This window comes from Legionella quateirensis, assembly GCF_001467955.1.
GTDB lineage: Bacteria > Pseudomonadota > Gammaproteobacteria > Legionellales > Legionellaceae > Legionella > Legionella quateirensis.
This window is the reverse complement of the sequence record NZ_LNYR01000031.1, coordinates 242,259-264,372: the sequence shown is the minus strand read 5'-3', so window position 1 is coordinate 264,372 and position 22,114 is coordinate 242,259. Positions and strand designations below refer to the sequence as shown.

The window sequence follows — 22,114 nt, the reverse complement described above, 5'->3', positions numbered from 1 at the left end:
ATTATATTAATGAATCTTAAGTAATACATGAAATTATGTACGACATTTCATACCAATAAATTGAGACTAATTCCCCCGTACTGCATAGCATATCCTGGTGAATCAATAAAAGCTGATGCTTGATGGGTATTTACATAATAAACTGTTACAAAAAGAGTTTTGAATAGTGGGCCATTTATACCCATACCCCATTGGTAGGTCGGACTGGAATTTGTTTCTGAGTCTGGAAGATTTTTAATATATTGTCTTCCCAGTCCACCATCCAAATAATAGTGCCAGGTAGCCCCCAACTTTCTACCTAACTTTACTAATATCTTTTTTTCCTGATATTGAGCAGGACTGAAATAATTACGTGATCTGAACTGATTGGTAAAACCTCTAACTATTGCTGTTGCAGTTAATCCTAAATCAGGATTTACAATCAAAGATGGTGCAAGATAATAGCCATTTCTTTCATTATTATCACTGATCCTCATATGTGAATAGGAACTGTCAAGAGACAGGTAAGGCAACGGACTCAATGTAATGTTTGTTCCGTATAGAGTAGTGGTAATTCGATTATTAAAGGCCGGAAACGTTTCCAGAACTTCCTTCTGACCTAACCATTTTAACTTGATGTAATCATTAGGCGAAAATGACAAAGAGGTATGCCACAAAAACGGGGACCAACTATCATGTTGCCCAAAAGTTCCATTCCTGTATTCCATAGGCTCCAACGTTCCATCTAAAATCAGGTAACGGCCTGAGCGAATAATTTGGCCTACGTAAAATCCTTTTGCATTCATCTCTCTTAAATAATTCTGAGTATATTTTATGTATTCAGGCCCTAATACCGTTTGACTTTGCTGACTCCAATAATGTCTGTAATCCAGAGTTGTTTTACTCTTTGAAAATGTCTCTGAATCCACTGACCTATAGTAGGACGGACTGATGACGTTCGGCCACGTAACCAAGTTGGTTTGCCATGCCAAATCCCTGAGATCTCTACCTAGTCCAGATTTTAAATCAACCTTATCAAGAATCTTTCGATTTTGATTCAATGTTCTATGGGTCAAGTCAGACCAGTCAGACCAGGAACTTGCCTGAGATGATGCGATAACCATTTCAGGTGTTGTAAACTCCTGGTTTGATGGAATCTGACTGTAAGCCAATCGGGGCCTATCATAATAAGCAAGACTTTTCACTAACCCGGCAAGGGCAAGCTCATGTTGTTTGTTTGACAAATCATAAGTTAATAATTGTTTGTAAAGATTTTTTGCCCTGACATAACGAGCCATCCAAAATTGCATTTTCGCCATGCCAAACAATGCAATAATGTGATCCTTTGGTTTACTGGAGCAGTTGAACATCAGCTGATAATAATTAAAGGCAAATTGAGGCTGATTCATCATGGCCATACTTTCTGCTGCCAAACGATATAACAAAGGATTTTTTTCTACATCAAGATACCATTTAATCGAGTTATACATCTCCTGCCCATTATTTAATTCAAGATAGTGTTCTGCTTCTTTTATTTGATCGTCAATCTTTAATTGGTTCAATTGTTCTATAAATTCTTGCTTTTTTTTCTCTATTCCGTGGAGATTTTGGATTGAGGACATTTTATCAAGGAGAAACAAATAGTGCTCTGCTACAGTTCTATTATTTAACGCCAGTTGCATTTTGATCATGCCCATGAGAGCAATAGAGTGATCCGTTGCATTCTTGCTGATGAAATATGCTTTTTGGTAATAAGTGAAAGATTGTTTGGGTTTATCCATAATTGCCATAGATTGAGCAGCAATTATCATGATTTGAAAAGACTCTTGTGAAATCAAATAAGGGTGAATTAAACGAAAAGCATCTTGACCCTGATTGCTATCAATTAACTCACGAGCGCGTTTAATTATTGCATCTTTCTTAAGCTCTTCTGCTTGTTCTAAACCTGTTTTTGCCACTCTAGAGTCCTGATCATTCAAACACATTGACAAGAGACGTTGATATAACTTAATTGCCTCTTCATAATTCAGCAACCAAAGCTGGGTACGAGCTATTTTGAATAAGGCGATCCGTTGAAGAAGGTCATTTTTGATAAACAAAGCCATTCCATATGCTTGTTGATAAGTATTGAGGGCTTTAGCTGGCTCTTCCTTTTCGGCAAATTGATTACCTTTTTTAATCAAGCTGTTGGTTACAATATTGATTTGTTCCTGAGCGGTATCAATGCCCGATTTTGCGATAGAATAGTCTTCTTTATCCAGTTTGAAGGACAGCAAGGTTTGATACGTTTTAAAAGCCGATTCATAATCTTTTAATTGAGTTTGTAATTTACCTATTTTAAATAAAGCTACTCGTTCAATAACAATATTATTATTTAATTTTCCATGGTAAAGCGCTGAATTGTAACTATCCAATCCTTTCTGTAAATAGCCTAGTGCTGAATAAGTATCTCCCAAGGTCAGCTCAATATTATAATTTTTTTGCCTTTGCTCCAGCTGCTCCAGTATCCTTAATGCCTCTGAAAACTTATTTTGATTATATAATTCCTTAGCCTTTGAGTAGTCCCGCCAATAACTAGTACCTGCAGAATCCGCATAAGAGCAATTCATAATAGAATGCGCCAGTAATAGAACAAGCAGCTTGCGAATCAACAATTAAATCTCCATATTTTTGGATCGGTATTCAACACAATATTCAAGATCGCCCTATTATTTTTTTGTACCCCAAGTTTTTTTACGTTGCAATAATTCTGAAACATATCCATAGATCACGGCTGGATTCATTAGAAATTGATAAAAAAGAACATAAAGTACAAATCCTAATATATTTTTCCTGACTTTAAAGTTACATCGTTGAAATAAATTACGTTGCCCCACATAAAAAATTAAATTACTCAAAATTCCCAAGGGCAAAACCGCAAGTGTCATAGGACCAGCAATATAAAAATACCCGAAAAATGCAGCAATTACACCCGGAATAAATATGAAAAAAAATACATTATCAAATAATATAAAAAATAAATTCCAGTATACATAAAATGTCGAAAGACGAGGTCGCAACAATATATCAGGATATTGATAAAACGCTTCAAACAAACCTCTTGCCCAACGACTTCGTTGAAAGAAAAACTGCTTGTATGTTTCTGGAACATTAGTAAAAGATATCGCCTCCTCCGCAAAATCAATTCGATAGCCTTTATTTAATAGAGCCCATGTAAGAACAATATCTTCTCCTACAACTTCTGGCCATCCTTTTACTTCCTGCAAGGATTCTTTGGTATAAACAGAAAAACATCCTTGAGCAACCAAAGTACCTTGATAGAAACTTTGAGAGCGTTTAATAACTGCAATTGCATGAAAATAATCCCACTCCTGGATACGTGTTATTAAAGTAGCACGGGAGTTTTTAACATAAACAGATCCAGCACATGCAATTGTTCCTTGTGGTCCGGTCAGTAGTTTGTTCATGAGATTTTTAATAGCCTCAGATTGTAAAAAGGTATCTGCATCAATGGTAATTACATAATCAGTTGTTACATGCTGTAAAGCAAGATTTAGAGCCGCAGCCTTACCTTTATGTTTGGCTTTCAGTATACGAAAATTATTTAATTTCAAGTTTTTTGCTTTTTCAACAGTTCTATCAACGGATCCATCGTCTATCAGAAAGAGCTCGATTTTAGCAGGATACTTCTGATTTTTTATGGAGTTCAAAGTAAATTCAATAGAATTTTCTTCGTTGTATGCTGCAATCAGAACCGAAACAGCAGGATATTGAAGTTCATAAGTTTTGTTTTTACGTGAATCAGTCAAATAACTGGTCAATAAAAACATGTACATAAAACCAGGAACTAAGGCAATGGAGAAAATAATGATTACTGAAAATACTAACGTAACAAGCCCTGCCAATTCTTTTATCCAAGAGATGGATAAATAAAAGCATAAAAAAAACCACCCCAAAGCTATAATGAGATTGAATATAAATTTTGTTCTAACTTTAATATACATAATTCAGTCTATGGAGCATTTCGCAAATAGCAAGTATTGATATCAGTTAATTTCAAAAAATATAAAAGCGTAAGGCAAAAGCCTATTTAACTAATATGGAGCTTAAGGCACAGGAAAAAAAAATAATACGGCTATCTGAGATAAGAATGAATAAAGATTAAAAAAAATTTCAAGAATTCTTAATTTTGGATTGAGGCAGACCGATTAGAAACTCATAAATTTTATCAGGAAGATCTGGTGCTTTATAAAAATATCCTTGGGCAAAATCACATCCATGGGACACTACAAAATCTCTTTGAAACTCATTTTCTATTCCTTCAGCCAATACCTGAATATTCAGACTATGGCCTAAGTTAATAATCGCTTTGGCAATAGCTGCATCATTAGGATTGGATGCCATCTCACTGATGAACGAACGATCAATCTTCAACTTATCTACCGGGAATTGTTTTAGATAGGATAGACTTGAATAACCTGTACCAAAATCATCGATAACCAACTTGGTCCCCATATCTTTTAATGCATACATGGTTTCAACCACATGATCTATGTCTTCAATCAATAAACTTTCAGTTAATTCAAGTTCCAGATATTTTGCCTGTAATCCGCTGGATGTTAATGCCCTTGAAATCATCTCAGGCAAATTGGTTTGACGGAATTGTCTTCCTGATATATTCACTGCAACACTTAAATTCTTTAGTCCTTGTTTTTGCCATGTTTTCATTTGTCTGCACGCTTCATTCATGGCCCACTCCCCCATCTCAAGAATTAGACCATTTTCTTCAGCCATGGGTATAAAATCAACAGGACTTACCAGGCCCAAAACGCTGCTGTGCCACCGCATTAACGCCTCAAAACCAACCACTTTAGATTGCTTCAAATCAATTAAGGGTTGATAAACCAAAAAAAACTCCTTATTTTTTAGAGCATCTCTTAATGCAGAATCTAATTGCATATGATTAATAACTCGCCTGTTCATTTCCGGTTCGTAAACTCGATAGGTATTCCGCCCACTATCTTTCGCATGATACATGGACAAATCAGCACTCTTCATCAAGGTCTCATAATCACCTCCATCTCGAGGATAATAACTAATACCTAGACTCGCTGTAATTTTTAAACTATGTTGATCAATTTGTATTGGTTTTTCTATTGTATGTAAAATTTCTTGAGCCAAAACCTCAGCCTGTTGATAAGAGTCAATTTCTGAAAGCAAGATCACAAATTCATCGCCGCCAAGTCTTGCAACGGTATCAAAATCATCTGTTGCGATTAAAAGTCTGTTCGATATAGCTTGTAATAATTTATCACCCATAGTATGACCCAAAGTATCATTGGTCATCTTGAATCGATCCAAATCTAAAAACAGAAAAGCTAAAATGGCTTTTTTCTTTTTGGCCAGAAGAATAGCTTGGTCAACTCGGTCCATTAATAACACACGATTGGGTAAATGAGTCAATGAATCATAGGTTGCCTGCATTACCAATTGATTTTCCATATCCCTGCGCTGCGTAATATCATTTAAAATACAAATATAATGTTTCACATGACCAAATGAGTCTTTTACGGGAGCAACACTTATTTCACACCAAAAAACTTCTCCATTTCTTTTAATGCTTTCCATTTCAACCGTTTCTTCACGTAATTCTCTTATCGCCAGCTCTATCCTTTTATTATTCACCTCTTCAGAGTTTGAACCTAATAAACTGATCAAACTTTTTCCAAGGGCCTGTTGCTCGGAATATCCTGTCGTCCGTTCAAATGCCCGATTGACATAAATCACTTTATTTTCATTTTTTGAAATATCGATAATTGCTATTCCATGAGTACTTGCTTCAATGGCTCGCTCACGTATTCGTAATTCATCCTGGGCAAGGCGTTTTTGAGTTACATCTCGAAAACTGTATACCCGCCCAACAATCTGTGATCCCACGCGTTGTGGTTGAGTGAAACGCTCATATATTCGACCGTCCTTAAAAATCAATTCGGGTAATTCCCCTTGCCACTCAGGATTTTGATATAGATATTGAACATCAGAAATTAACGATTGAGGATCAATCAACTGCTCCAATATATACTCAAAACTCATGCTCTCCTTTCCAGACTCGAGCATATAAGAAGGAATGCGCCACATTTCAACAAACTTTTGGTTCCAGTCAACTACAGCTCCATGACCGTTTACCATCATGATCCCATCCGCAGTGGATTCCAAAGTGGCTCGAAGTAAGGACAGGGATTTCTCAAGCTCGAGGTTTTTTTCAACAATTTCATCGGTTTTAATAGATATATTCTCAGTCAAAGGAGATTGACTTGAACGCTGAAACTCAGGTTGTGTGTGATACCATTGCTCCAACAGATCGGATAAGCCGGGATGATTACCCACGATTCCCAATTCGTCACTAATATCTGTTACAGACGGCTCTTTGCCTCTTTTTTTTATTTTTTCTGCGGCAGCGGCAACTTTTTCGTAATTGATTTCTTGCCTACGCATGCATCCCTCACTAGAATGTCCTTCATGATAATTAGCGGCATTTTCTATATTTACTTTAGCAAATAAAGAACCGAAAGTACAGTTAATGAACAAATAAGGGTCTGGTTACTCAGGAACAATACTGAGTTTGAATTTATAAAAAAGGATTACAATAAAATGAAAAAAACTCACTTTGATACACGGGCAATTCACGCAGGTCAAGAACCTTGCCCAAGCACCGGTGCTGTAATGACCCCTATATATGCTACATCTACTTATAAACAAATTGCTCCAGGTGAGCATCTTGGTTATGAATATTCCCGAACAAAAAATCCAACCCGATCAGCTTATGAAGCGTGTATTGCCAGTCTGGAATCAGGTCAACATGGATTTGCATTTGCATCAGGTATGGCTGCCATCAATACAGTGATCGATCTTCTGGATGCTGGAGATCACGTGATAGCTATGGATGATTTATACGGTGGTACCTTTAGATTATTCGATAAAGTAAAAACGCGTACTTCCCATTTATCATTTTCCTTTATTGATATGTCAAATCCAGCAACTATAGAAGCAGCTATTACCCCAAAAACAAAATTAATATGGATAGAAACACCATCAAATCCCATGTTAAAATTAGCCAATTTACGTGAAATAGCGGCCATTGCTAAAAAGCATGGACTCATCACTGTTGCAGACAACACTTTTGCAACGCCCTGGATTCAACGACCAATAGAACTGGGCTTTGATATAGTGCTTCATTCTGCGACCAAATACCTCAATGGACATTCAGATGTTGTCAGTGGTGTTGTCGTTGTGGGAGATAAGCCTGAATTAGCGGAACGAATAGCTTATCTGCAAAACTCCTGTGGTGGAATTGCAGGTCCCTTTGACAGTTTCCTGGTTTTACGAAGTCTGAAAACCTTATCCATTCGCATGGAACGGCACTGTCAAAATGCCAATCAGCTTGCAAAGTGGCTAAGCAGCCATCACAAAATCAAAAAAGTTATTTATCCTGGTTTAACAAGCCATCCGCAGCATTCATTGGCAAAAGAACAAATGCATGATTTTGGAGGTATGATTTCCATGGTAATTGATGGCGATCTGGAGCAGGCCAAAAGATTTTTATCCCGTTGTGAACTTTTTACTCTTGCAGAAAGTCTCGGAGGGGTTGAGAGTCTGATTGAACATCCTGCAATTATGACTCATGCTTCTGTGCCACCCAAACAACGACAAGCCTTAGGTATCGATGACGGTTTAATCAGATTATCTGTTGGAATTGAACATATAGATGATTTACGTGCTGATCTGGAATATGCCTTAAGTTAAAAATATCAGTTACTATCAGGAGTAGTGATTCATGCAAATACCAAATAAATTTCGGGGGCAAATTCATGCCGTAATTGCTACCCTGCTTCTTATTTTTTCGACTACCCTTTGCTTTATCCCCATCCTGTTTATTGGGTTATTTAAATTGTTTCCCAATAAATCGTGGCAGGCTCTCTGCACTCGATGTGTGGATGCTATTGCCACGTTCTGGTGCGGGGTTAACAATTACTATATAAATAACGTACAAAAAATTAATTGGGAAGTTACTGGTTTGAATAACCTCAACCCAAAAGACTGGTATCTTGTTGTTGCCAATCATCAAAGCTGGCTTGATATTGTTATTCTTCAGCGAATATTTAACAGAAAAATTCCCGTGTTAAAATTTTTTATAAAAGATCAATTAAAATGGGTCCCTTTGCTCGGATTTTCCTGGTGGGCTATGGGCTGTCCTTTTATGAAAAGATACAGCAAAGAATATCTGGCTAAAAAGCCACATAAACAAGGAAAAGACTTGATTTCCACGTTCAAAGCCATAGAAACATTTAAAAGAACTCCGGCATCAATCATGAATTTTGTTGAAGGGACCCGCTTTACCTTATCTAAAAAAGAACAACAGCAATCACCTTACAATCACCTGCTCAAACCCAAAGCCGGAGGCATCAGTTTTATTATCAGTTCTATGGGGTCACAAATCAGCAGCCTGCTGGATGTAACCATAGTCTATTCAGAAAAGAATCATTCACTTTGGGATTTTCTATGTAAACGAGTAAAATCCATTAAAATAAATATTCGACAGATTCCCATACCAACTCAATTTACCTCATTAAATCTCATTAATGACAACACGACACAAAATGAATTTAAAGACTGGTTAAACAAGCAATGGGCTGAAAAAGATGCTCTAATTGCCTCACTACAGGAATAAAAAATGAACTCACTGCAAACTATAATTGAACACGCATTTGAACATCGTCAAAGCCTATCCATGAATACTGCTTCACCAGAGCTGATTGCCGCCATTGACGAAGTCCTATCCTGTCTTGATAATGGGCAAGTTCGTGTCGCAGAACAAATAAATGGTGAATGGACCGTTCATCAATGGATAAAAAAGGCAGTGCTTTTATCATTTAAACTCTTTCCAAATCAGGTGATTGATTCTGGCTTTTGTCAGTTCTATGACAAAGTCCCTCTAAAATATACTGGTTATAGTAATGAACAATTCCAACAATCAGGAGTTCGGGTTGTACCTCATGCCATGGTTCGACGAGGAGCCTATATTGCAAAGAATACGGTATTAATGCCTTCCTATGTTAACGTAGGAGCTTATATTGATGAAGGCGTTATGGTAGATACCTGGGCAACAGTCGGTTCCTGTGCCCAGATTGGCAAAAACGTTCATTTATCTGGAGGAGCCGGCATAGGTGGGGTTCTAGAACCGCTCCAAGCCAATCCAACTATTATTGAAGACAATTGTTTTATAGGAGCACGCTCGGAAGTTGTTGAAGGTGTCATTGTAGAACGAGATTCAGTCATCTCTATGGGCGTGTTTTTAGGCCAAAGTACGAAAATATACAATCGTCTGACGGGAAGCATTACCTATGGCAGAATCCCTGCAGGATCAGTAGTCGTAGCAGGTAATCTGCCCAGCGAAGATGGCAGTCACAGTTTATATTGTGCCGTTATTGTAAAGCAGGTTGATGAAAAAACACGCGCTAAAGTAAGCATCAATGAATTACTAAGAGCTAATTAAAATGAATGATATTGAAAGTATCCTGGCTAAGCTTGTTAGCTTTCCTTCCATAACTCCAGAGGATGCAGGTTGTCAGGACTTTATGATCCAATTCCTGAAGAAATTGGGATTTTCTTGCCAAATAATGAATCAAGGACCTGTATCTAACTTTTTTGCCTGTTATGGATCTATTGGACCTTTATTAGTATTTGCAGGACATACAGATGTAGTTCCGGTTGGCGAGATCACGAAATGGAATTCCGATCCTTTTGTGCTCCAAGCGAAGGGCGATACGCTTTACGGGCGTGGAGTTGCCGACATGAAAGGCAGCTTGGCGAGTATGTTGGTTATGGCCGAACGTTTTATCAAAACCCATCCTTCATTTTTGGGAAGATTGGGATTTTTGATCACCAGTGGTGAAGAAGGTGATGATTTTGATTTTGGAACCCCCTATGTTATGGAGCAATTACAAAAGCAGGATACCCAGATCGACTATTGTGTTGTAGGTGAACCATCAAGCACCACTCAAGCCGGAGATGTAATTAAAATCGGCAGACGAGGTTCCTTGAGTGCCAAAATCACCCTGAACGGCAAACAGGGTCATGTAGCCTACCCTCATTTGGCTGATAATCCAATTCATAAAATTAGCCCTGTACTTGCAGAATTAACCGCAATTCAATGGGATAATGGTAATGCTTTTTTTCCTCCGACTTCCATGCAAATTACTCATATTCACTCGGGTGGACAAGCCAATAACATCATACCTGGTGAGTTGAATCTGCATCTTAATTTCAGATACTCTACTGAACAAACTGAAAGCACGCTAATCGAAAAAGTAATGAGTACTTTCAATCATCATCATTTGGTTCCCATTATAGAATGGCGCCTCAATGGAGAGCCATTCCTGACGGATAAAGGAGACCTTCTTGAAAGTTGCAAACAGGCCGTAACCAAAATTACTGGGTTAACCCCCGATTTATCGACCAGCGGTGGTACTTCAGATGGTCGGTTCATTGCTCCTTATGGGGTTGAAGTAGTCGAGCTTGGTCCAAGCAATGCAACAATTCACCAGGTGAATGAATGTGTTTCACTAAGGGATCTTCAATTATTGGAGGCCATGTATTTTTCGATTTGTGAACACTTATTACTTAATTAAAGTCAGGACTTACGAATTACCACTGCCGTGTGTCTGAGAGTATAATTTCGAACCCGTATTACATTCTGCTAATACGGGTTGGAAGGGTTTTGTAAAAACACTCTGAATACCCTGAGTATGGCTATAATTATCCCAGCTCAAGCTCTAAAGCAGAGTGCTTTTTAGGCTTTATTTTTAACTCTTCTTCAGATACCGCTTTATCATTAACTACTTTAGTGACACAAGCATCTGACCAGACATTTAAAGCCGTTTCCAACATATCAATCAAAGCATAGAAAGGTAAAATAACGCCCATTAAGGTAATTGGAACATTCATACTGGATAATAAACTGATGCTAAGGAAAAAACAGCCCATTGGCACCCCCGCATTTCCTATGGCCGCAATCGTTGAAACCAAAATCCACAAGCCCATGGCAGAATAAGATATTGGCATACCATGACTTTGCATCAAATAAATCACGGTTGCAAATATAAACGCAGCACATCCATTCATATTAATGCTGGTGCATAATGGCAATACAAAACGGCTGATCTTCGGTTTGACCTGCAAATTGGTTTCTACTGTATTCATCGTTACCGGTAAGGTGCCTACAGAGGATTTTGAGAAAAAAGCTACTGATAATGCAGGTATCATTGCACGCATCGTGGCAAAGGGTTTAATACCATTCAGTCTCAGCCACAAAGGTAAAATTATAAATCCTTGTATCAGATTAGCTAATACGATAATCAATAAATACTGACCTATACCCTTAATATCCATCCCTGAACGCAACTGAACTACTGTGGAAGTGATAAATCCAAATAACCCTAAAGGGATTAGTGTAATAATCCAACGGGTCATGACTAAAAACATGCCATGAGCACCGCGGAAAAATTGAGTAAGAGTTTCTCTTGAATCATCTTCGGGAATTTGACGTATCGCAAATCCAATAACAATACTCAGCAACAATACTCCCATTACTTGCTGCTCCAGGAACGGAGATAATATGTTAGTAGGAATAATATTAGCCAAATAACTCAGATAGCCCAGATTATTCACTGAATTTGAAGCTGTTGCCTGCAAATTTACCTGGACCGTATTAGGGTTAATGATTATATATAGCAAGCAGCTGATCGTTGCTGCAACCAGGGTGGTTAAAAAGGTATATTTAATGGTTCGTTGCCAAATCCGTTTCATCACCCCATCAGTTTTATAATTTGCCAGAGTAACAATTATTGAAAGAGAAATAATAGGTAAACTGATGCATTTAAATATTTTTATGAACAATTCAGAAATTAGCAGTCCCAGGCCTTTTAAAAAAACGATATCAGACATACCGCTAATAATTCCCAAGCCAATCATGAGAAAATAGATTAAAGGAGTAGTTAAAATAATTTTTTTACTTTGTTGATGTGCTGCACACATGTTTAAATCCTTAATTTAAATAATTAAAAAACAAGAAATATCAGGGATTTAACAGCAACAACAATACAATAGTTTAGTGTTAGAGTTAGATAGAAGGCGGGTAAAATGTATGGGTTGAATTGACATAAACACATTGCCTTGATTAAAATTTGAACATATCGGATATATTCTAACACATTATGATTTTAGGTCAATACTATACAGCAATAATATGCAAAATAATCAATGTTATAAAAAAACAGGAATAAACTCATTGTCTCACTATAATGTCTCTATTAGTTCCTGTTTCGTCATTCTTAACGCAGTGAAGGATCTCCAAATGCAGGCACTTTGTCGAGTTCAGGAGATCGCTCACTGTGTTCGAGATGTTGGGAAATACTCAGAAATGAGTAATCCCTTCATAATTTATAATGCCGAAAATGTATTTATTTAATTCTCAATGGTCAATTTAATATCCGTCTTTACGTGCAACGCGAATCAACCCAGAACGGAGCCATGTTGGAACTGTGTTCTGGGTTGCTTCACTTCGTTCGCAAAGACGAATGTCTATACTGTATAGTAGATAATTAACTTCACAAAGTGATGCTTTACTACCATCACTAATTCAACGCCAAATTAATTTCTAATAATCCACCAGTTCAATACTGTTGATTTGTTGCTTGAAACGCATAATGCGTCTGAACGCATCATCTATCCGTTTGGGATCAATCGTATTATTTATTACTAATTGCTCAATGCAATCAATCACTTGAGTCGCCGAAATACTGTCTAATTGATTCGCAAATATCATCATATCTGCACCTGCATTAATTGTAAGGGCAAGTGACTCATCTAAAGTATAATGTTTTGAAATAGCCTGCATTTGCAAATCATCACTGATGATAACGCCATCGTATCCCATAGTCTCTCTTAAAAGCCCGGTTAAGATTTCATGAGAAAGTGTTGCTGGAAGTCCGTCACTGTCCAATTTCTTATTAACAACATGAGCAGTCATTACCATAACTGGTTTATCACTATCTCTTAATAAATTACGATAGGGAACCAATTCATCAAATTGAAAGGTATCAGTAACATCGACAAATCCTTCATGCGTGTCACCAACAGCACTTCCATGTCCCGGAAAATGCTTATAGCAGCATCCTATTCCATAATTGCTGAATATCGCAACAAATTGTCTGGCGACTTGAGCTACGAGTTCAGGATTATTTGAAAAACTCCGACCCAATTTGCCAATGATACCTTGTTGATCATTTAAATTTAAATCCACTACTGGAGCAAAGTTAAGATTAAAACCTAAAGATTTTAATGTGGATGCCATTTGACCTGTTTCTTCGTTAAAATCAAGTGTTGATAATTTAGCAAGATCGCAAGGTCTCATTGTGGTCATACATCCAGCGATTTTCGATAATCGATCAACAGCACCACCTTCATAATCTAATGAGATGAGTAATGGAAGCTTCTCATCGTCAGTAAATAACTTTGCAGAGTAATGATTTAGCTGATGAGTCAAATGTTTGATTTGAGCCTGGTTTTTTAGATTTTTACCATACATATCAGTAGACAGGTCTTTATCAAATAATAAAACACCTCCGAGTCCATCATTGGATAACCACTGAGCTATAGGGCTATGTTCGTGTAATTCAGCACCACTAAACCCCATAATCAACATTTGTCCAATTTTATTTCTAAGAGTAATCATTTGCTTGCCCCATCCTGACTTATGCACGAAATAATACACAAAGATATGAAGTAAGGCTATGTGTTAATCGCAGAACATACAAAAAACGCGTGCTATGCCACTACTGTTCGGATTTGGGCTCAGGAATACTACCAAAATCACACTTACAATTTCCTCTCGCATCCGGAGGTAACGGAACCTGTGAAAAATCAGCAGTAAAACAAACAGGAATAGTCCAGGCTACATGCTCTGGATTAGTTGTCCTGGGTAAAGTCCAGCTTTTAAGAGCAGAATAAGTTTTACCTTCCTCACTTTGCCAAAAAACGGGAGAATATCGCGCATAATAAAGTAAACGTTGACCAGCAGTACAAGTAAACTCCGTCCGTCCCCAAGATTTTCCTTTTGGTACAGTGAGACTGAATAATTTACTATTATTGGTTGCATCAAAAACGTCTACAGTTACATCATAATTAGCCCAACAACTGTCCTTAGCCAATGTATAATAACAAGTAAAGGACCAGATAGAGCTACTAAAAAAAATCATCCAGGAAAGAACTACTAGACGCATCATCATAATAAGCCCTTGTTTAACCAGATCGATGAATATTATCTTTAGTATATACACTTCTTGATAGAAATGTATGGTGCTCTAATTCAACTTAGGCAAAAAAGGACAATATCCAGTTCACGAACACCATGTGCTATGCACTACTGTTTAGGTTTTGGTTTAGGAATGGTACTAAAATCACACTTACAATTTCCTTCCGCATCTGGTGGTAAAGGAACTTGTGAAAAATCAGCTGGGAAACAAACAGGGATAGTCCAGGCTAAATCACCTGGATTTATTTTACCCGGTAAAGTCCAGTTTCTTAAGGCAGGATATGTTTTGCCTTGTTCACTTTGCCAAAAAACGGGAGCATATCGCGCATAATAAAGTAAACTTTGAGCCTTAGTACAAGTAAACTCCGTCCGTCCCCAGGATTTTCCTTTCGGAACAGTAAGGCTGAATACTTTCTTTAGATTAGTTGCGTCAATGACGTCTACAGTTACATCATAATTAGTCCAACAATTGTCTTTAGCCAATGTATAGAAACAAGTGAAAGACCAGATTGGGCTACTAAAAAAAATAATCCAGGAAAGAACTACTAGACGCATCATCATAATAAGACCGTGTTTTAACCAGATCAAATAATATCTTTAGTATATACAATTCTTGATAAAATTGTATCGTCGTCGTTTTTTACACGGAAAAGAAGTGGGAGGTACTACAAGAAAGAATGAGTTGAATTCCCTTTCAACTGGCGCTCATGTTAATTGTTATTCCATAAATCAGGGGCAAAAACAACAGCTGCCTTCATAATCTTCATCTCGTTCAGACTCAGCTTCCATTCCTGGATTAATTGCCTGTCCCAACGCCATCAAACCAAATCCCAAGGCCAGTACTGTAGCTGCCAAAGCCCAACCTGCCAAGATCGCCGCACCTACTGCTGGAACTCCTAATGCAACTGATAAACCTACCGCAATTATTGAAGTAATAGGAGAGGCAATAAGCAAAGGAAGAGGATCAAATTTTGGTCCCCAAAACATTGTTCCCAAAATATATCCGGTTAAAAAACTATTATGATTTTTTTCAGCATAGGCAAGAAGGACGATATCAATTGAAACTGTACCAATTGCAGCCATAATCAATAAACCAGCTCCACCGCCGTACATTAAGCCTTTTCCTATGATTAAACTAAAATCTGCAACTCCTTTTTGCATGGTATTCTCTAAAGACATAATTAATCCCTCTCCAGTAAAAAAAAAATGCAAAATACATCATATTTAAACCATAATCAATAAATTTTAAACATATATTTTTTATATAAGTACTATTAAGATGTAAGAACAACTCCAAAATCGAGGCCAGATAAATTTTGTCACTGTTCAATAATCCCGGAACTTTTGTCATCATGAAGTCATAAATGACACATTTTCTTACCCAATTTTAAGTTCATTTCATGCATGGTCTTGCATTTATTTTCTGACAAGTATAAGCTTGGCCGGTTGGAGAGGTGGCCGAGTGGTTGAAGGCGCACGCCTGGAAAGTGTGTATACGGCAACGTATCGAGGGTTCGAATCCCTCTCTCTCCGCCATAATAAATCTCACGCCCATACACTATAAAAATAAGATTCGCTTTCTGAATGAACTAATTTATTTAGGGATATGACAGATGAAAATGAAATTACAATTATTCACATTAGGAATTTTATTCTCAGTCAACGTATTCGCAGACGGATACTACCCCGAATTAACGTCACAAGATCAGCCCTGGACTGTCACAGCGAGTGTAGGTAATGGGAGATTTCAAGATATATATTCTAAAGATGGAAAAACAGTTATAGGACGCCTGGCTCTTGGAAATGAACTGATGCTGTCTGGAGATTTTGCCCTGGGACTGGAATTAGGTATGCAGAATGGCAATCAGATGCGTCTTAATATTCCTAATGAAACATTAGCTGTTCTGGAATGGCTTCCTGTTAAAACGACTCTTGGCCCCATGCTTGATTTATTAATTACAGCTAAAAGCGACCCTTTATTTGGCAGTTCCTTCTTTGCTCAGTTGAAAGGTGGTGTTGCTTACCGATACTGGCAAGTAGAACATCGGCCAATTAAAGAAATCTCACAACTGGCAGGTGAACTACAAGCTGGTTTTGGTTATCCAATTACTGCTTTGGCCAGTTTAAATGTGTTGTATCAGGGTGTATATGGTAACGACCCGAAACTGAAATTCTATACGTCCACTAAAACTGCAAGTATATCTAATATACCTATTTTGCACGCAGTATTATTAGGCCTTACTGTAAACCTCTAAATTCTAAACAGACGATCCGCTGGATTGGTAATGAATTAAAAGAAAAATGAATTCATTGCTGATTATCTTTATTTTCTATAAATTGCACTTAAATCAATATAAATGACTATAATTTAGTCATCAGATGTTAATAAAACCACTATAGAGATCGAGTTTAGTATCCAATTTGCAATGATGAATTCAATGGAGTAGTACCATGAAAGAAAAACATTATGCCTATAAGATAACTCAATCCCCTGCAGATCTGGTTTGTACCCATGCTGAAATTGAAGAAGATAAAATGCTGGACCTCTTAATTGAAATTCAGAATGATCATACGGAAGGTATATTCTGGATATTTAAGCAGTTTGGTGATCTACCGAAAGAACCTTTGAGTATTATCGATTGTGCGCATAACAGAATATACTACCACTACTCTGGAGAAGTAGAACAATTGAAGGATGCCATAAAAAAATTAACTCATTGATGAGTACTATTCAATGAGAGCACAATACCATTGACTTTTTTCTGCATACACAAAGTTGTTTTTGCTTGCTTTCATTATTCGAAGCACGACATTTAGAACGTCATTAAGAGTGTTTGCTCATCACTCCTTATAACCAAAAATACGATCATCAAGATTTAATCATCATCAATTATCAAGATAAAATTCAACACGTTCGCAAAAACCCAATTGTATATTTCTTGATCTTTTTAATATTAATTGTACCTAAAAGAATAAAATAAAATTTATATGTTCTTTTTTAGATCCATAAATCTCTAGACAAATGCATGATTTTTAGTAACCATTCAGCTCATTATTCTTTCTAATCTTAAAGAGGCACAATGATGTACTTAAATAAAACTAAAATAACAGTAATTCTCACCTCCATAATTTTAAGCTTATTTCAATTGGCTTTTGCAGGAAAATCAATAGAGAAAGCCAACAATGATACAGCCATCCAAAATTCCATATTGTATTACATTAATGAATACAGACAGCAGCATGGATTAAGTCCTCTCAAAATGGACAAACGAATTGTAAAAGAAGCAAAGCAGCACTCCTTAGATATGGCAAATCATAAAATGCCATTTGGTCATAAATATTTTAAAAGTCGCATCGACCGTTTACATAGCCAAATCAAAGATTCCAACGCTGGTGCTGAAAACGTAGCGTTTAATTATAAAGATGCACAGGATGTAGTAAAGAACTGGTTACGCAGTCCAGGACACAAACAAAACATTGATGGAAATTATAATCTTACTGGTATTGGAATTGCTCGTGACAAGAATGGAAAAATATACTTTACTCAGATTTTTCTAAAAACAGGGGCTACAAGTAAATACGCAGCGAGAAGGCCATTTACTCATTTATTCAATAATTCACTATTCAGAAGAACAACTTAAGATTAATGGATCACGGGGACAAAAATTGTGTTCAACCAGTGTTTACAAAGAGCATCCAGGCACTTAACGAAATCTTTGCAATAAACCCATTTTAGTCAGTGGATTTAATAAAAATTGTAGCCTATTATAGAATCATAGGCGGTACACATTGTTCAGCCAACATCACAACATTGGAAGCCAGATTGAGAATGTGGTGAGCATGCTTAGCCAGACTAAGAAGCCAAAAACATTCCGGAGGAGTCCACCTAGTGAACTAGGACTGTAATCAATCTTGCTGTCTATATCCACTTTTAAAAAACAGGGCGTATGTGATACGCCCTTTTTATTTTATCAAGGTACTATTCCCCGAACACAACGTACAGCATAAGTATTGGCTTTACTGATTGGAAATCTGGCTCCTGCTAATGAAAAGTTCTGAGCCCATGCTTGAACCGGGTGCATGGCATTAGGTGGATCTTCTGTGGACGACCAATAGATACCCGATGCGATTAAGAGATTACCATAGATACAATTAAGCTGCTCTTTAGCCGGTAAAAACCAATCACTATAACACTCATTCCCCGTTTGACAGGGAGAATTTCCTTGTGAGTCCACTGAGAAAGCATCACAAAGACCCGCAGCATAATTGGTTGAACTGCCCAGTGTATTAACTATCGCAGTAGTGTTGGCCGCTCCATCAAAATTATGCTGTGCGCTGACTCCAATTACGGTATTTGTTCCTCCCCATTGGATCCCGGAACTATTATCTACCGTGGTCATTATAAATTGCTGTACCGCACCAACATTCAAACAGGCAATCACTCCCCCACCTGATGGCTGCCCTACAGCTGTAGCTAAATACGTGAACCCATTAACTAATGAAGTACTTCCTTGAGTCGCGGTGAGCACCACATTAACCAGTCCCGGTACCGCTCTTGGTGGTGTTACCGCGGTAACAGTGTTTGAATCGACCACATGAACAAACGAAGCTGGTGTCCCTCCAAACGTAATAGTTTGCGTTGAAGATAAATTATCTCCCGTCAAAGTCACTCCAGTTCCCCCTATTTGTGGGCCCGAAGCAGGAGAAATTCCAGTGAGCGAGGGTATCCCCTCATAGGTAAAACCATCATTCAAAGTATCGCTGCCACCTGAAGTCGTAATACTGACATCTACAGAACCTACAGGATGAGCCGGTGTGACTGCGATCACTGTTGTAGAATTAACTACGTTTAGACCAGTAGCCTCTATTCCACCAAAAGTAACTCGTGTGGTATCCATTAAATTAACACCCGTCAGAGTAACTGAGGTTCCACCCAGTTGTGTTCCAGCAGCAGGATTAATCGCCGTTATTACAGGAACCAAAGCAGGTGCCTTGCTGATATGCAATATATTAAATTGGCCAGGTCTATAACATTCATTAATTAAGCCCTGCTGGCAGACAACTGGCCCATCATTAATGGGTTGGGTTAATTGACTGCCTTTGATTTGTAAGGACAAAATACAAGAACGGCCTTTCGTAGATAAAACAAAAACGCTTCCACAAATATCCTGTCCAGTAGTAACCTGGGTCACTCCAGGAATGGGAGTCATTACCAAAGTATGAGGCCTATTCGTTTGACTGGTCACCCGATACTGAATTGTCACCGTGCTGTTTTCAGGAACCGCGACTTGCGTAGCTGTCAAAGGGCTAAAAGTCCATAGAGGAATCCCTGAATGTACTGCCGTCAACATAAGTAAGGATATAAATCCCAACAAGACTCTGGACAGTATATTATTTACTTTCATCGTTTATCAGCCAGCTACTACTGTGATGTTGAACATAACACCATGAGTATAATAGTGATTTAAACTTAAACCAGTACCCAAAGTTTGTCCGAAAGCTCTACCCAATTGACTTTTCCCCCAATCAGCAAACTCATAACCAACACCGATTTGCCAATTTTGATTCAGTGCTTTTTGCACTCCAGCCCCGAGAGTATAAGTAAAAGTTGTCTTATTATGAGAAACGAAATCTGGATTAGGCAAAGCTTCAAAAATAACAGGAACATTGGAAAAATCTGATGCTCGATTAAATCCAGCTCCCGCACTGGCACTGATCCAGGGAGTAACAATAAATCCTAAATCGGATAATAACTTTCCTTTTAGTGCAATATGACTGTGCTTTATTTTATAGCTGTATACAAAATTATTATGTTCAGGGTCAGCATCATCCCAGATTTCACCATTAAGCCTGGCCTTGCTGGTCGTAGCGAATGCGATCCCTAATTGACCGGTAAAGGAATGATGTATTTTTTTTTGTATACCCAGAAAAAACTCGCCATCAGCTAAAGTGCCGGTAGATTTGTTTGCTGCATAAGTTTTTTCAATTTCAGGTGTTAAAAAGAATGTCTGAGTTTCACCACCATTTTGCCAAACGGGACCCGCACTCAATGTAGCAATATAATTCCAAGGAGCTGTTTGAGGAGTACCCATAGTGCCAGATACAGCATCAGGGCTTGATACAACAACAAATAATGAGAGCATTACGGTTGATAAATTCAGTTTAATATGAGTCATCCATTCTATCCATTGAAAATTAAGGTTCAATTACATCATATAAAGAATCCACATTAATGCCAACACGTTTTCCTGCATTTGACATTTTATTCAGTAGCAAATTATTCTAATTTACAATAGGATAGTTTATAGAACGGTAAAAGGATTACCCCATGAAAATAGCAACCTTACTTGAATCAGGTCGGGAAACCCGTGTAGCAATTACTCCCAATTCAGCAAAACAACTTATAAAATTAGGATTTGAAGTTGCCATTGAGAAGAATGCGGGATTGGCTTCCGATTTCTCTAATGAAGAATACCAACGTGTTGGTGTTCAAATAATTGATAATAAAAAAACATTGCTCCAACAGACGAATATTCTTCTGTGCATCAATGAACCCAATCCCGATGATTTAAATGGATTGGCTCAAAACGCATTGATCATTGGACACATCGACAATGATCCACAAAGTAAACTGATTCAATGGTGCCAAAAACAGCACATTAATTTATTTTCCATGAACTTGATCCCCAGAATCAGCCGGGCGCAAAGTATGGATAGTCTGTCATCCCAAGCAAACCTTGCAGGTTATAGAGCGGTGCTGGAAGCAGTAACTCAATTCCACCGTGCCATACCAATGATGATGACCGCTGCAGGCATGATTCAACCTTCTAAAATCTTGATACTGGGTGCAGGCGTAGCAGGATTACAGGCTATAGCTACCGCCAAACGACTGGGTGCGGTTGTTTATGCGTTTGACGTAAGAAAAGCAGCCAAAGAACAGGTTGAAAGTTTAGGGGCTGAGTTTGTAGAAGTAAGCCAGGAACTGGACAGCGAAACCAAAGGTGGGTATGCCTCGGAAACCAGCGATGAATATAAAAAATTACAGGCCGAGTTGATCGATCAGTACGCTAAAATGTCCGACATTGTCATCTCTACCGCATTAATACCAGGACGTAAAGCTCCTGTTTTGCTCTATAAAACCACCGTTGAACAGATGAAACCTGGGTCTGTCATTGTAGATCTGGCTACCTCGCGAGGTGGAAACTGTGAAGTAAGCGTTCCCGATCAGGTTATAAAGCACGGTACAATCACCGTTATCGGAATAAGTAATATGGCAGGCCTCGTACCAGCAACGGCCAGTGATCTCTACGCAAATAATCTGGTTCATTTAATTAATTTATTGGCTGCGACTCCTCCAGAGATTAAATTTAACCCTGAAGATGAGATTATTCAGCAGGCTGTTCTTTGTTGCGAAGGAAATTACTTACCTTTTCAAGCAAACAAGGAGAGACAAAATGCATGAAGTTCACTCTATAGCTAATCCTTATATAACCATACTGACTATTTTTGTCCTGGCCTGTTTTGTAGGTTATTACGTAGTATGGAAAGTCACACCAGCACTCCATACCCCCTTAATGTCTGTTACTAATGCGATTTCAAGCATTATTGTATTAGGCGCATTAATCGCAGCAGGAAGCGAAATGGTTGGGTCCATCACCTGGTTAGGGGGCTTGGCAATATTCATTACTTCTATAAATATTTTTGGTGGATTTGTTGTAACCCAACGCATGCTTCGCATGTATAAAAAATAATGACTTAAAGGAT

General features: G+C 37.9%; 19 protein-coding genes, 1 tRNA gene and 1 other RNA gene. 11 read left to right on the top strand and 10 right to left on the bottom strand.

Annotated features, from left to right (window positions below; genetic code table 11):
• Positions 1–47 precede the first annotated feature (47 nt).
• From Lqua_RS10840 to Lqua_RS10830, 3 genes are all read right to left on the bottom strand, one after another.
• Positions 48–2,633, bottom strand: coding sequence for a tetratricopeptide repeat protein (locus Lqua_RS10840; RefSeq protein ID WP_058474290.1), 2,586 nt, complete (start codon positions 2,631–2,633; stop codon positions 48–50).
• Positions 2,634–2,687: 54 nt separating this feature from the next.
• Complete coding sequence (locus Lqua_RS10835; RefSeq protein WP_058474289.1) at positions 2,688–3,983, bottom strand: glycosyltransferase family 2 protein; 1,296 nt, start codon at positions 3,981–3,983, stop codon at positions 2,688–2,690.
• Between the two features lie 169 nt (positions 3,984–4,152).
• The gene (locus tag Lqua_RS10830) at positions 4,153–6,474 is read right to left on the bottom strand and encodes a putative bifunctional diguanylate cyclase/phosphodiesterase (RefSeq protein WP_058474288.1); all 2,322 of its coding nucleotides are present in this window, start codon (positions 6,472–6,474) and stop codon (positions 4,153–4,155) included.
• A 156-nt stretch (positions 6,475–6,630) separates the two neighbouring features.
• On the opposite strand from Lqua_RS10830, the gene Lqua_RS10825 reads away from it, so the two are divergent.
• Genes Lqua_RS10825 through dapE form a run of 4 tightly spaced genes read left to right on the top strand, consistent with a single transcriptional unit; the run spans position 6,631 to position 10,667 of the window.
• Positions 6,631–7,782, top strand: a complete 1,152-nt coding sequence (locus Lqua_RS10825; protein ID WP_058474287.1) for a trans-sulfuration enzyme family protein — start codon at positions 6,631–6,633, stop codon at positions 7,780–7,782.
• A gap of 31 nt (positions 7,783–7,813) precedes the next feature.
• On the top strand, positions 7,814–8,707 hold the full coding sequence (locus Lqua_RS10820; RefSeq protein ID WP_058474286.1) for an acyltransferase: 894 nt from the start codon (positions 7,814–7,816) through the stop codon (positions 8,705–8,707).
• Between the two features lie 3 nt (positions 8,708–8,710).
• Entirely contained in the window at positions 8,711–9,532 is an 822-nt protein-coding gene (dapD, locus tag Lqua_RS10815; protein WP_058474285.1) for a 2,3,4,5-tetrahydropyridine-2,6-dicarboxylate N-succinyltransferase, read from the top strand.
• A gap of 1 nt (position 9,533) precedes the next feature.
• The gene (gene dapE / locus Lqua_RS10810; protein ID WP_058474284.1) at positions 9,534–10,667 is read left to right on the top strand and encodes a succinyl-diaminopimelate desuccinylase; all 1,134 of its coding nucleotides are present in this window, start codon (positions 9,534–9,536) and stop codon (positions 10,665–10,667) included.
• A gap of 127 nt (positions 10,668–10,794) precedes the next feature.
• Here the strand turns inward: dapE and Lqua_RS10805 are convergent, their stop codons facing one another.
• The 5 genes from Lqua_RS10805 to Lqua_RS10785 form a co-directional block, all read right to left on the bottom strand.
• Positions 10,795–12,072 (bottom strand): dicarboxylate/amino acid:cation symporter, encoded by a 1,278-nt coding sequence (locus Lqua_RS10805; protein WP_058474283.1) that lies wholly within the window; start codon positions 12,070–12,072, stop codon positions 10,795–10,797.
• Positions 12,073–12,694: 622 nt separating this feature from the next.
• A complete protein-coding gene (locus Lqua_RS10800) occupies positions 12,695–13,771 on the bottom strand; it encodes a glycoside hydrolase family 3 protein (RefSeq protein WP_058474282.1) in 1,077 nt (358 codons plus the stop codon).
• A gap of 100 nt (positions 13,772–13,871) precedes the next feature.
• Positions 13,872–14,324, bottom strand: a complete 453-nt coding sequence (locus Lqua_RS10795; RefSeq protein ID WP_058474281.1) for a hypothetical protein — start codon at positions 14,322–14,324, stop codon at positions 13,872–13,874.
• Between the two features lie 134 nt (positions 14,325–14,458).
• Positions 14,459–14,911 carry a hypothetical protein gene (locus Lqua_RS10790; RefSeq protein ID WP_058474280.1) on the bottom strand — a complete coding sequence of 151 codons (453 nt, stop codon included), beginning with the start codon at positions 14,909–14,911 and terminating at the stop codon, positions 14,459–14,461.
• A 168-nt stretch (positions 14,912–15,079) separates the two neighbouring features.
• Positions 15,080–15,529: a hypothetical protein gene (locus Lqua_RS10785; protein WP_058474279.1), complete on the bottom strand. Its 450-nt coding sequence runs from the start codon at positions 15,527–15,529 to the stop codon at positions 15,080–15,082.
• Positions 15,530–15,798: 269 nt separating this feature from the next.
• Between Lqua_RS10785 and Lqua_RS10780 the strand changes: the two genes are divergently transcribed.
• The 5 genes from Lqua_RS10780 to ssrS all read left to right on the top strand — a co-directional run bounded on the left by Lqua_RS10780 (position 15,799) and on the right by ssrS (position 18,274).
• Positions 15,799–15,886: transfer RNA gene (locus tag Lqua_RS10780), tRNA-Ser, on the top strand.
• A gap of 77 nt (positions 15,887–15,963) precedes the next feature.
• The gene (locus Lqua_RS10775; RefSeq protein ID WP_058474278.1) at positions 15,964–16,605 is read left to right on the top strand and encodes a hypothetical protein; all 642 of its coding nucleotides are present in this window, start codon (positions 15,964–15,966) and stop codon (positions 16,603–16,605) included.
• 196 nt (positions 16,606–16,801) lie between these two features.
• Complete coding sequence (locus tag Lqua_RS10770) at positions 16,802–17,071, top strand: hypothetical protein (protein WP_058474277.1); 270 nt, start codon at positions 16,802–16,804, stop codon at positions 17,069–17,071.
• 362 nt (positions 17,072–17,433) lie between these two features.
• Complete coding sequence (locus tag Lqua_RS10765; RefSeq protein WP_058474407.1) at positions 17,434–17,991, top strand: CAP domain-containing protein; 558 nt, start codon at positions 17,434–17,436, stop codon at positions 17,989–17,991.
• 134 nt (positions 17,992–18,125) lie between these two features.
• Positions 18,126–18,274: non-coding RNA, 6S RNA (ssrS, locus tag Lqua_RS19095), on the top strand.
• Between the two features lie 47 nt (positions 18,275–18,321).
• On the opposite strand, the gene Lqua_RS10760 is transcribed toward ssrS, so the two are convergent.
• Both Lqua_RS10760 and Lqua_RS10755 read right to left on the bottom strand, forming a co-directional pair.
• The gene (locus Lqua_RS10760) at positions 18,322–19,755 is read right to left on the bottom strand and encodes an IPT/TIG domain-containing protein (protein ID WP_058474276.1); all 1,434 of its coding nucleotides are present in this window, start codon (positions 19,753–19,755) and stop codon (positions 18,322–18,324) included.
• Positions 19,756–19,761: 6 nt separating this feature from the next.
• Entirely contained in the window at positions 19,762–20,526 is a 765-nt protein-coding gene (locus tag Lqua_RS10755; protein ID WP_420798060.1) for an outer membrane protein, read from the bottom strand.
• A 152-nt stretch (positions 20,527–20,678) separates the two neighbouring features.
• Between Lqua_RS10755 and Lqua_RS10750 the strand changes: the two genes are divergently transcribed.
• Both Lqua_RS10750 and Lqua_RS10745 read left to right on the top strand, forming a co-directional pair.
• Complete coding sequence (locus tag Lqua_RS10750; RefSeq protein ID WP_058474275.1) at positions 20,679–21,812, top strand: Re/Si-specific NAD(P)(+) transhydrogenase subunit alpha; 1,134 nt, start codon at positions 20,679–20,681, stop codon at positions 21,810–21,812.
• Entirely contained in the window at positions 21,805–22,101 is a 297-nt protein-coding gene (locus tag Lqua_RS10745) for a proton-translocating transhydrogenase family protein (RefSeq protein WP_058474274.1), read from the top strand. The genes Lqua_RS10750 and Lqua_RS10745 overlap by 8 nt, the downstream gene beginning before the upstream one ends.
• The last annotated feature ends 13 nt before the right edge of the window (positions 22,102–22,114 follow it).